The 11,482-nt window shown below is 40.4% G+C and carries 10 protein-coding genes; 2 read left to right on the plus strand and 8 right to left on the minus strand.

Annotated elements, in window-relative coordinates; all coding sequences use genetic code 11:
* Window positions 1-41 precede the first annotated feature (41 nt).
* From KP78_RS14445 to KP78_RS14460, 4 genes are all read right to left on the minus strand, one after another.
* Complete coding sequence (locus tag KP78_RS14445) at window positions 42-1,274, minus strand: ribonuclease H-like domain-containing protein (RefSeq protein WP_235420952.1); 1,233 nt, start codon at window positions 1,272-1,274, stop codon at window positions 42-44.
* A 23-nt stretch (window positions 1,275-1,297) separates the two neighbouring features.
* Window positions 1,298-3,583: a DEAD/DEAH box helicase gene (locus KP78_RS14450; protein ID WP_041090073.1), complete on the minus strand. Its 2,286-nt coding sequence runs from the start codon at window positions 3,581-3,583 to the stop codon at window positions 1,298-1,300.
* A gap of 85 nt (window positions 3,584-3,668) precedes the next feature.
* The gene (locus tag KP78_RS14455) at window positions 3,669-4,151 is read right to left on the minus strand and encodes a YppG family protein (RefSeq protein ID WP_041090074.1); all 483 of its coding nucleotides are present in this window, start codon (window positions 4,149-4,151) and stop codon (window positions 3,669-3,671) included.
* A gap of 54 nt (window positions 4,152-4,205) precedes the next feature.
* On the minus strand, window positions 4,206-4,568 hold the full coding sequence (locus KP78_RS14460) for a DUF1798 family protein (protein ID WP_041090075.1): 363 nt from the start codon (window positions 4,566-4,568) through the stop codon (window positions 4,206-4,208).
* Window positions 4,569-4,770: 202 nt separating this feature from the next.
* Here KP78_RS14460 and recU point away from each other — a divergent pair, with 202 nt between their 5' ends.
* A complete protein-coding gene (recU, locus tag KP78_RS14465) occupies window positions 4,771-5,388 on the plus strand; it encodes a Holliday junction resolvase RecU (RefSeq protein WP_041090076.1) in 618 nt (205 codons plus the stop codon).
* A 35-nt stretch (window positions 5,389-5,423) separates the two neighbouring features.
* Window positions 5,424-8,132 (plus strand): penicillin-binding protein 1A, encoded by a 2,709-nt coding sequence (locus tag KP78_RS14470; protein WP_041090077.1) that lies wholly within the window; start codon window positions 5,424-5,426, stop codon window positions 8,130-8,132.
* 45 nt (window positions 8,133-8,177) lie between these two features.
* Here the strand turns inward: KP78_RS14470 and KP78_RS14475 are convergent, their stop codons facing one another.
* The 4 genes from KP78_RS14475 to asnS form a co-directional block, all read right to left on the minus strand.
* Window positions 8,178-8,693, minus strand: coding sequence for a YpoC family protein (locus tag KP78_RS14475; protein WP_041090078.1), 516 nt, complete (start codon window positions 8,691-8,693; stop codon window positions 8,178-8,180).
* A complete protein-coding gene (nth, locus tag KP78_RS14480; protein ID WP_041090079.1) occupies window positions 8,690-9,355 on the minus strand; it encodes an endonuclease III in 666 nt (221 codons plus the stop codon). The genes KP78_RS14475 and nth overlap by 4 nt, the downstream gene beginning before the upstream one ends.
* Window positions 9,356-9,370: 15 nt before the next feature.
* Window positions 9,371-10,078: a DnaD domain-containing protein gene (locus KP78_RS14485; RefSeq protein WP_041090080.1), complete on the minus strand. Its 708-nt coding sequence runs from the start codon at window positions 10,076-10,078 to the stop codon at window positions 9,371-9,373.
* A gap of 83 nt (window positions 10,079-10,161) precedes the next feature.
* Window positions 10,162-11,445, minus strand: a complete 1,284-nt coding sequence (gene asnS / locus KP78_RS14490; RefSeq protein WP_422723716.1) for an asparagine--tRNA ligase — start codon at window positions 11,443-11,445, stop codon at window positions 10,162-10,164.
* Window positions 11,446-11,482 lie beyond the last annotated feature (37 nt).

An 11,482-nucleotide genomic window follows, 5' to 3' on the forward strand; every position in this document is an offset into this window, starting at 1 on the left:
AAACAGCGGCGAATCCTGCGCTTGCCCGGGAAATGAATGATTTATTCTTTTGGAAATAAGACGCAATATTTTCGCTCTAATCGATGCAGACGATGTTCTGCTGCTTGTATAAAAGCATCAAGGGGAATTTTTTTTATCGATCCATCTTGATACGCTGCTTCACAGGCTGCTTTTGTGAGCTCGATCGCTTTTACTATATCTTTTACAGTATGCTCATATATTTTAGCGAGTTCGATCATGGATTCTCGTTTTTCCCTTGCTGTACCATGAGCAGCAACTTCATGCCATAAATTTATGGCTCTACTCGTATTACCTTTTCTCTTCTCAGTATAAGCCAGTTCGTGAGCAGCAGCATAATTTTGTTTGTTCATTTTTAAGGCATTTTCCAAGTGGATCGCTGCAGATTGCGAATCGCCTGCTGCATGCAGCCATTTACCAGCGAAGACTTTTTCTTCGCTCGTTTGTTTTTTATCACTACCTAGCAGCTGGTGTGACAGATGGGTATAGAGGCTAATAAGAGACAAAATATCCTTCTCGTTATGGTCTAATACTTTTAGCATGCCTTCTGGATCATTTCTTTCAACAAAATCAAAGAAAATGGCAGGTGCTAAATAACCTGGTAAATCATCAATCCTTTCAAATTGTAATATATGTTTTTCCACTTCTGAAAGCTTTACCGAATCCAGTGTATGCTTCCACATACGCCTTGATGCATGATATAAATCAAAATGACCCACTGCTGGCAATTTTGGTACATGTTCTTTAATAAGTGTATGTCTGGTTTGCAGCTGTGGCCAGTCAAAGGATTTTCCATTATATGTAACAAGGGTGGTGTAATCTACATTTTCTAAAAAACTTACATATAATGGTATTTCACTCCCCGGCTTCGGAAGAATATGCTGTTTTAACGTGACGCCTTCGCTTGTAAATTGAGCATAGCCTAAAAGAAAAATTGTACTGCCTACACCTCTAAGGCCTGTAGTTTCCGTATCAAAAAAGAATAAATCTTCAGCCTTATGTCTTTTCGTTGAAAGAGGATGCGCAACAGCTGAATACTGCCAGGCTTCAATCACTTTTTTGCAATCTTCAAGCGCGTATTTCCCATGCTTATAGGATAGGGGAAAATGAACCTCTCGTATTAGACAGTAGTCGTTATCCAGCCAAAAAGGCGACACTTGATTGGCCTTCCATGTTGATAGATGATCAATATTATTTTCGTTTTTTTCCGATGCGGTAGAAGCTGTAGCACTTTTTAATGAAATATACGGTTTCATACGCTGTAATTTGTTTTTCAAGCTCATTTATCATCACCTGCTAAAGATTCAATAAACAATGTCATTAAATCAGTTGTATCTTGCTTTGCTGTCCTTGATCCTGTGTCTGTACCTATACAAGACGGACAGCCGTTTTGGCATTGACAGCTGGTTACCATTTCCTTCGCTTCAGAGATAACCGTATATCCTAAATCGAACACTTTCTCACTTAATCCAATTCCTCCAGGGTACCGATCATAAACAAATAGAGTTGGACGCTGATTATGAGTTGCTTTTACCTGCGGAACGAGATGAATGTCCTGCGGGTCACTCATCACATGTAATGGGATGATGGCCTTTAAGGAATGGGCCATGCCGATTAAGCCCTGTTCGATTCGATCTTCAGTCAGTTCCTTTAACTCTTTATGAAGCGAAAACCAGGTTGCACTAGTGTGCAGCTCTTCTTCTGGTAAGTGGATCGGACCGGAACCAATGTTTTCATGGGTATCAAATTTTATTTTTTTAAAGATTGTCGCCATTGCTCTAACGGAAACATCTCCATATGAAACAGAAGCAAGTGCTGTCTTTTTTAAACAGTCTTCCTCCAACACAGTCAGCTGTACAGCGAGATTAGCGTCCGTGAAATAGTCAATATCAACTTCTCCCACAAACGCTTTTTTTTCATCCCAGTCCAAATATTCCACTTGGTACTGTGTGCCCTGATGCAAATAAATGGCTTCATCATGGAGCAGTGTCATGGCACTAAAACGATCCATTTCTCCAATTACTTTTACGTGAGCTCGATCTGATTGATCAATGATGACCACGTTTTCCTGTGAAGCTGAACGCAGGCTGATATCGTGAGCAGGAAACGCATCACTCATCCAATGCCACTTATCCTTCGAACGATGCAAAACACGTTCTTCTACAAGAAAATCTAATAACTCTTCCAAATCATGCTCACCAAAGGTATCACCTTTTGAAAAAGGCAATTCGAACGCAGCACATTTTAAATGATCAAGTAATATCACCAGGTTGTTCGGGTTGATCCTGGCCGTTTCAGGTGAGGTTTCAAGAAAATATTCTGGATGCTTCACAATATACTGATCAAGCGGACTTGAACTAGCCACCATCAGTATTAAAGCTTCCCCTTGCCTTCTTCCCGCTCTCCCCGCCTGCTGCCATGCGCTCGCAATTGTGCCCGGGTAACCAGTCATGATGCAGGCTTGAAGCTGACCGATATCCACCCCAAGCTCCAAAGCATTCGTACTCACTACTCCGTAAACTTCACCATCTCTTAGACCCTTTTCAATCTCTCTGCGCTGTGTTGGCAAGTATCCGCCTCTGTATCCTCGAATTGATTTGGGACCAAGCTCATTTTTAACAAGGTCTTGTAAATAGGATAAAATGATTTCAACCCGAACTCGGCTTTTTGCAAAAATAATCGTTTGAATTTTCTCCTTAAGTAAAAGCCCTGCGAGTTTTCTCACTTCCAAGGTCGCGCTTTTTCGTATATTTAATTGATGATTTACAATAGGTGGATTATAAAAAACAAAATGTTTTTTTGCAGAAGGTGCCCCATTTTGGCTAATCAGGGTTATCTTTTTTTCTGTTAAGCTTTCTGCAAGCTCCTTTGGATTGGCAATTGTGGCTGACGTACAAATAAATTGAGGATCACTTCCGTAAAACGCACAAATCCTCTTTAATCGCCGAATGACATTGGCTACATGACTACCAAAAACTCCTCTATATATATGAAGTTCATCCAGCACGACAAACTGTAAATTTTCAAACAGCGAGACCCACTTCGTATGGTGTGGGAGAATGGCAGAATGCAGCATATCAGGATTCGTTATCACAATTTGACCTGCACGGCGGACTTTTTGCCGTATTGATGCAGGAGTGTCACCGTCATATGTATAACTTGTAATACTTGCATCCGCTAAGTCCAGCCACTCATTTAATTCTGTTTTTTGATCCTGAGCAAGCGCTTTTGTTGGAAATAAATAGAGTGCTCGAACAGAGGGTTTCTCCAAAATAGATTGAACAACAGGGAGATTATAACAAAGTGTTTTACCAGATGCGGTTGGTGTGATCGCTGTTATGGAATGACCATTTTTAATCATGCGATATGCTTCTTCTTGATGAGTATATAATTGACCAATCCCTTTATGATTGAGCGCTTCAACTAATTTAGGGTGAACAGAAGCAGGAATGGGAGCATACATAGCTTCTTTTGGTTCTATCGTATGCCATTTTACTATTTGCTGCTGAATTTCTCGGTCTGTTTGAAAAAACTTCACCAGATCAGCTAACGATTTTTTCTTCATCTTTCTCACCTCTCTATCAGTATAACGAACATATATTCGATCCCACAAGCATAACGCCAGCAATTAATTGCTGGCGTTTCAATTTTTATACTTTGGGGAATATTGAACCGATTCCCTTAACTAAAGAACCAAATTGCTGTGCGGTACTCATCATTTGTCCTGCTGTTGTCATAATCTTATTTACATCATAATGGCCTTTTTCAGTTTTAAAAGCCTCTATCCAAGAAGACTGTGATTGCGGTCTGCCACTTGGCTGAAAATTTGCCGGCATACCAAAAGGGGGCATTACTGGCGGCATCATAAAATTAGAAACGCCTTGTTGAGAAGAATAAGGCTTAGATGGTCCTTCTGAAGCACTGTTGGAATCCGTGTCCCCTTGTTGTGCTCCAAAAGGCTTTGGAGTCCCCTGCTTAACAGAATAAGGGTTTTGAATTCCCTGTTGAGGACTGTAAAGATCCGTTCCCGCCTGATGAATATTGTAAGCTTGAGGAAGCATATATGGAGGAAACGGATATCCCATATTCATAGGATAGTTCGCTGGCGGCTGATAATTATATATCCTGTACATCTTCATTCACCCTTTTTTCTATACACTATTCTTGAATAGGATTAGGGGTGTCTATCATTTGTGCATAACATTCTCTACCTGTTCAAGAACAAAAAAACTGGACTGAACATAGCTTTTAAAGCGATTGTAGCTTGTTTCAGGAAAGAAGCACTGAACGGTTAGTAACTCAATATTTTCAACCGTTGCCTTAATCTGGTTGGCATGAAGATTTTTCTGGTGATTCGCCTGTAAAAATGGGATAACAAGATCTTTCCACTCATTTGAAAGTTTATGTGCTCGGTCTGCAAAAGGCTTTACCTCTTGAAAGAAGTCGCCTTTATCCATTGCTATCCGACGTTTATCATACTCTTTCTCAGCTTCTTCTACCGTGTTCAGCAGTTCTTTCGTTAATTCCAACATTATTTGTTTATCATGCATTAGGTTGCACTCCTTTACAATTTCCAAACCTATTGTACCAAAAGATTATTTGGTTTTGGAATGAAACCTTTTGGACTAGTTATTCGTCTAATACTTTCAGTAGTCGACAAGAATCCTCTCATGAATCATACTTATGTCTAGTCTGTGTATTAAGTGCCGGCTGCCTGTCAATCTGATATGATTAGTATGTGAGGTGTTTTCTATGGAGTTTCATTATCCAAACGGTAAAAAATTTATATCAAAAAAAGCGGAGACTGAACGAACCTCCATTCCATTTGTACACAACGCAAAATCTCATGGGAAACGCGGGATGACATTAGAGGAGGATCTAAACGAAACAAATCAATATTATCTGGATAGAGGAAAAGCGGTTATCCATAAGAAGCCAACGCCCGTTCAAATTGTGAATGTCGATTATCCGAAACGAAGTGCTGCCGTAATAAAAGAAGCTTATTTTAAACAAGCTTCGACTACTGATTATAATGGTGTTTATAAGGGGTTTTATGTAGATTTCGAAGCAAAGGAGACGCGCAATGAAACTTCCTTTCCTTTGAAAAATTTTCATCCCCATCAAATTAATCATATGGATCAGGTTGTGACACATCAAGGACTTGCCTTTGTCATCATTCGTTTTTCTTTAACTGAAGAAATCTTTTTACTGCCTTTTAAGCAGTTAAAATTATACTGGGATCGCATGGAACAAGGCGGTCGCAAATCAATAACAAAAGATGAAATACAATCAGATGGGTTTGCACTAAAACTAGGGTTGCAACCAAAAATTGATTACCTTAAAATTGTGGATCATATACTGCCCGTATAAAATGGCAGGATTTGTTGAAAGTGAGGAAGATAGGTATGGCTGAATATACATCCCGAGAAGAAAAAAGACGGGCTCAGCAAGCTTCGAAGAAAAAAGGAAACTCAAAAAAGAAACCAAAAAAATCATTATGGAAACGTCTTATACTCGTTGTTTTCCTTCTAGGATTAGCTGGACTACTGGGTGGCGGAGGATTATTTGCCTACTATGTATTTCAAGCCCCAGAGCTGAATGAAGATGATTTTATCGATCCAGTAGCAACCGAATTCTATGATATGGATCAGAATTTAATTGGGAAAATTGGTGCGGAAAACCGGGAACTTGTGAATTATGAAGACATCCCTCCTATGGTCGAAAATGCTGTATTAGCGACAGAAGACGTCCGTTTTTACGAGCATAAGGGTGTTGATGTGATTCGCTTAGGAGGCGCTGTGCTCGCTAATATTACACGCGGGTTTGGTGCTGAGGGTGCAAGCACACTTACACAGCAGGTAATTAAACAATCTGTATTATCAGATGAAAAGTCACTTGAGCGGAAAGCACAGGAAGCATGGCTTGCGTTTCAGCTCGAGCAGGAATACAGCAAAGAAGATATTTTAGAAATGTATCTCAATAAGATTTACTACTCCGACGGTATTTATGGAATTAAAACAGCGGCAGATTACTATTACGGAGTTGAATTAAATGAGCTTGAGCTTCATCAAGCAGCTCTTTTAGCCGGGATGCCGCAGCGTCCAAATGCGTATAATCCATATGAAGATCCCGACTTAGCAAAGGAAAGACGAGATATTGTCCTTCGTCTTATGAATCAGCACGGAAAGATTACTGAACAGGAAATGCAGGATGCTCAGGCAAAGGATATTATGGATGGCATTGTTGAACGTGAGGAAGAACGCAACACATTCGCAACTATTGAAGGTTATGAGGCATTTATTGATGTTGTAATCGATGAAGTTGAAGAGCTTGGAGATTACAATGTATATGAAGATGGATTAAAAATATACACAACGCTCGATCCAGATGCTCAAACAGAGGTAGAGAATGTATTAGATGGAGATATTATTAATTTCCCTACAGACATGGAAGATGCTGATGGTGAAGTTGAACGGTCTCAAGCTGGTGTTACTCTGTTAGATACAAGTACCGGAGCTATTCGAGCGATTGGCGGCGGCAGAGACTACGGGCTACGTGATTTTAATCACGCGGTTGATATTAAACGCAGTCCGGGATCAACAATCAAACCATTGTTAGACTACGCACCTGCCATTGAGGAGCTAAAGTGGTCAACCGCTCATATTGTCATAGATGAACCATTTGCTTACGAATCTGCACCAGACGTTCGCCCAAATAATTTTGATGGCAGATTTCTAGGTCCTATTACAATACGTCAAGCATTAGCTAATTCTAGAAACATCACTGCTATTAAGGCCTATAACGAAGCAGGACATGAAAATGCAACCGAATTTATTCATGGGCTAGGTTTACACTTTAAAGATGACTGTTCAGAGGGATCAGGAGGACTTTGTGAGAGTGCTTCAATCGGTGCGATCAATGATGGTACCAATACATTAGAAATGGCCGGTGCATATGCTGCATTTGGTAATAACGGAATTTATAATGAACCGTACGCGATATCTGCCATTGAATTGCGTGATGGATCAACTATTGATACGGTTCCTGATTCTAATGTAGCAATGAGTGACTCTACAGCCTATATGATTACCGATATGCTTAAGGATGTTATAGAAGATCCTTCTTATGGTACTGGCAGGGATGCAAGAATATCTGGGACGCCTGTCGCAGGTAAATCCGGAACGACAAACTACCCTCAAGAGTTCCGTCAAGAAAATAATATTCCTTCTGACGGGGCACCTGATTCTTGGTTTTCAGGGTATACGACTCAATATACTGCCACTGTTTGGCTTGGTTATCCAAGAACATACAGCAATTATTTATCACCATCAGAACGGGTTGTTTCTCAAGAAATATTTAGAGAAGTAATGGAACGAGTTTCTGCTGAAATTGATACACCAGACTTTGAACGTCCTGGAAGTGTTGTGGAAGTGGAAGTGGAAATTGGAACTAATCCACCGAAGCTTGCCAGTGCTTATACACCAGATAGCCGAAAAAGGATCGAGCTATTTATTAAAGGAACAGAACCTACTGAGATTTCAGAAGAATTTGTTGCTCCTGACCTAAATGCTCCTAGTGATTTAAAGGCTGATTACAATGAAGAATCAAGTTCATTAACATTAAGCTGGGATCATGAACAAGAAGAGAATGATAATCGTTCTGTACAATTTGAAGTCAGCTACAGTACAAATGGACGACCTTCTCAAGCTCTTTCAACTATTGATCAGAATGGACTTAATATTGAACTGGTAGAACCAGGATCAAGCTATGTATTCAGTGTAGTCGCCATAGCCGATGGTGAGCGAAGTGATCCAGCCACCCTCAATGTTCAAATCGATCAACGAGAAGAAGAGCCTGAAGAAGATGTAGATCCTGTTGAGGAGGAAACTCCACCACCGGATGAAGAGAGTGAATCTGACAACGGTAACGGCCGAGGAAATGGCCGAGGAAATGGGCAGCCTGAAGATGATGATAACGGAAATAGTCCAGATGATCAAAGTCCACCAGATGGTACTGGGGTTGATGATGAATCTACTAATCCTGAAAATCCAGAAGAACCAACAGATCCTGAGGACGCAGATGGTACGAGTGAAGAAATCCCAGATGGTGCTTAAAATTTTTAACCCTCGAATTCAGAAAACGCACGCAGCAATTATTTGCTACGTGCGTTTTCTTTTTTTCATTACACGATCTTTTTCAATCGCTTTATGCAGCTCTGTAATTAGTTCTCCAAGCTGGATATAAGAAAAATAAACAGCAGGCCGATTTACAATAAAAGATACTCTTTCAACTGGATTAACAAATGAAATAGACAGACCCGGAACTGCACTTTCCCATTCCTTCAGCTGAACCGAACGCCCATTTGACCAGAACAGCATCATGAATAGGATTGCTATTGCTTTAATCATTAAGGGTTCTGATTCTTTACTCCGCTCCTCAAAAATAGGATAAAGCTCCTCCTGCAGTATTTTCCATTCTCCCAATAAAATTGGGAGCCAATGTTCAAATTGCTCCCATGGTGGGTAGTGGGCAAAGTATTCTGCCTGTATATCAGGAAAGAACAACGGTTCAAAAAGAGTTCTTTCACTTTTTTCTTCTGAAAGAACTAATTGATCAGTTGAAAAAAAAAGAGGATTTAAATACCTTTCCCTTAACACAATTAAATGTTCACTCATACACTCGTTTCCTTTTCCATTATCTTTGTGCGTTTTTTCCCTTCACGACATACTGAAAGCAGTGGACAACTATCACATTGAGGTGATTGGGCTTTACAGTGATATCGTCCAAAAAAGATGAAACGATGATGTGTATCAGACCATTTCTCTTTTGGGATTTTTCTCATTAATGTTTTCTCTACCTCAAGCACACTGTCTTTCCACCTGCATATGCCTAGTCGTTTTGAAACTCGCTCAACATGCGTATCCACAGCGATAGCAGGTTCACCAAAGGCCACCGAAACAACAACATTTGCCGTTTTTCTGCCTACCCCAGGCAATGTAGTAAGTTCAGCGTGCTCTCTCGGAACCTCTCCCCCATAGTGTTCAAGAAGTCTTTGGCAAAGATTGCGAATGTGCTTCGCTTTATTGCGATATAACCCTATTGATCTGATATCCGACTGTAGTTCCTCAAGCGATACCGCTAAATAATCTTCAGGGGTTTTATATTTTTGGAAAAGTGATTTCGTCACTTTATTGACGAGTACGTCGGTGCACTGTGCCGATAACAGTACAGCTATGGTTAATTCAAAAGGGTTATTGTGCACTAGCTCACAATGTGCATCTGGAAACATCTTTTCCATTTTATCTAAGCAAAATCGAATATCAGCTTTGGTTAACATAGTCGTTCTCCCTCCTTATTGTTCAAGCCAGTTATAAAAAGGGACTTTTTTTGTCTTTGCAGTTTCTTGCATCTGCTCTGGCTTCGATGTGGCGGTCGTTTGACGAAACTTCTCGCCTTGCTTTCTTGCTTGATCGACTGTAGTTATTCTCTGCTTCTTCCATTCAAACAAAATACGGTCAATATAGCGAAAATTTAACTTATTAGAAATAACAGCTTCCCTTAGTGCTGATTTAATTAATTCCGTGCTTTGATGATCCTGATCGATCCACATCGCAAGCGTTTCACATTCGAGAGGAGAAAGCGGACGACCAAATTCCTGTTCGAAAATGGTATATAGGTCTGTCTGGGATTGCAAAGTGTCTTCAAGTTTAGTCTGTCGCTGATCCGTTTCTAGCTTGTCCATTATCGTTTTCCACAGTGGAAATAGTGAATAATTTTCTTGACGTACTCCATCAACTGACGTTTCTTCAATGGTTAAAAATCCTCGTGTTATAAGCTTTTGAATTATAGAGAAACACTTGGTTGCTGTAATCGTCATACGGTTTGAAAGCTCTTCAGGTGTAGGAAAAGCATTTCCTTTCTCAATAAACGTGTGCAGATGCAGCAAAAGCATACACTCTTCCTCATTTAGGTTAAAAGAAGGGTAATGCTTAAGCAGAATGACGGGGACAGACACATGACCTTCTGCAAGCCAAGTTGTCCAAGATAATTGTTGATTCATATTCTTTCCTCCTTACCAGTCGTTGAAAAAGACCGAACAGTACGTTCTGCACCGTTCGGTCGTATCTGATAGTCATACCATGGTTAAGGATATAAACGGTTAAGCAAACGTGGAAACGGAATGGATTCGCGTACATGCTCAACTCCGCTAATCCAAGCAACCGTCCTTTCTAGGCCTAAACCAAATCCTGAATGCGGCACTGATCCATATTGCCTTAGTTCAGTGTACCACTTATAAGCTTCCGGATCGAGATTATGCTCTTCAAGACGCTGCTTTAATAGGCTTAGGTCATGAATACGCTCAGATCCGCCGATGATTTCCCCGTACCCTTCAGGGGCAATAAGGTCAGCACAAAGAACCACTTCTTCTCTAGTCGGGTCTGGCTGCATATAAAACGGTTTTAAGCTTGTAGGATAATGCGTAATAAAGACAGGCTTATCATAGCTTTCCGCAATTGCTGTTTCATGTGGTGCACCAAGATCGTCACCCCATTTAATATCTGTAAACCCTTTTTCATGTAAAAATTCAATCGCTTTATCATAGCTGATGCGAGGAAACGGTGCTTTAATATTTTCCAGCACTGACGTATCTCTTCCAAGTCTTGTCAGCTCAAGCTTACAGTTGTTCAATACCGATTGAACTACAAACGAAACATACTCTTCTTGTACAACTAGGTTATCTTCAAACTCATAAAACGCCATTTCCGGTTCGATCATCCAAAACTCGATTAAATGACGACGCGTTTTCGATTTTTCAGCCCTGAAGGTTGGACCGAATGAAAATACTTTTCCTAAAGCCATTGCAGCTGCTTCCATGTAAAGCTGGCCGCTTTGTGATAGATAAGCATCCTCATCAAAATATTTTGTGTGAAAAAGCTCCGAAGTTCCTTCTGGTGCACTTCCAGTTAAAATTGGCGGATCAACCTTTACAAATCCTTCTTTATTGAAAAATTCATAGGTAGCACGAATAATTTCGTTGCGAATTTTCATTACAGCATGCTGACGGTTTGAACGAAGCCAAAGATGACGGTGATCCATCAGGAACTCTGTACCATGCTCTTTTGGTGTGATTGGATAATCAATTGCTTCATGAATGACCTTCAGATCATTTACAAGAAGCTCATATCCAAATGGAGATCGCTCGTCGACTTGAATTGTCCCGGTAACGTATAAAGAAGTCTCCTGTGTTATGGATTTTGCTTTTTGAAAAATCTCATCACCTACGTCATTTTTAACAACCACTCCCTGGATAAAGCCTGAGCCGTCACGCAATTGTAAAAAGGCGATTTTACCGCTTGAGCGCTTATTTCCAAGCCATGCACCAATGGTGACTTCCTGACCAATGTGCTGGCTTACATTTGCTATCATTGTTTTCACGTTTAATTCCCTCCAAAAACTATGCCTT

The sequence above is a fragment of the Jeotgalibacillus soli genome (genome assembly GCF_000829435.1).
Taxonomy (GTDB): Bacteria; Bacillota; Bacilli; order Bacillales; family Jeotgalibacillaceae; genus Jeotgalibacillus; species Jeotgalibacillus soli.

What these genes read in the sequence shown, in the direction of transcription:
- KP78_RS14455 (WP_041090074.1), bottom strand. Translation starts at nt 4,151, where the DNA reads ATGTACAGGATATATAATTATCAGCCGCCAGCGAACTATCCTATGAAT.
- KP78_RS14450 (WP_041090073.1), bottom strand. Translation starts at nt 3,583, where the DNA reads ATGAAGAAAAAATCGTTAGCTGATCTGGTGAAGTTTTTTCAAACAGAC.
- nth (WP_041090079.1), bottom strand. Translation starts at nt 9,355, where the DNA reads ATGTTAACCAAAGCTGATATTCGATTTTGCTTAGATAAAATGGAAAAG.
- KP78_RS14485 (WP_041090080.1), bottom strand. Translation starts at nt 10,078, where the DNA reads ATGAATCAACAATTATCTTGGACAACTTGGCTTGCAGAAGGTCATGTG.
- recU (WP_041090076.1), top strand. Translation starts at nt 4,771, where the DNA reads ATGGAGTTTCATTATCCAAACGGTAAAAAATTTATATCAAAAAAAGCG.
- KP78_RS14460 (WP_041090075.1), bottom strand. Translation starts at nt 4,568, where the DNA reads ATGCATGATAAACAAATAATGTTGGAATTAACGAAAGAACTGCTGAAC.
- KP78_RS14445 (WP_235420952.1), bottom strand. Translation starts at nt 1,274, where the DNA reads ATGAAACCGTATATTTCATTAAAAAGTGCTACAGCTTCTACCGCATCG.
- KP78_RS14470 (WP_041090077.1), top strand. Translation starts at nt 5,424, where the DNA reads ATGGCTGAATATACATCCCGAGAAGAAAAAAGACGGGCTCAGCAAGCT.
- asnS (WP_422723716.1), bottom strand. Translation starts at nt 11,445, where the DNA reads ATGATAGCAAATGTAAGCCAGCACATTGGTCAGGAAGTCACCATTGGT.
- KP78_RS14475 (WP_041090078.1), bottom strand. Translation starts at nt 8,693, where the DNA reads ATGAGTGAACATTTAATTGTGTTAAGGGAAAGGTATTTAAATCCTCTT.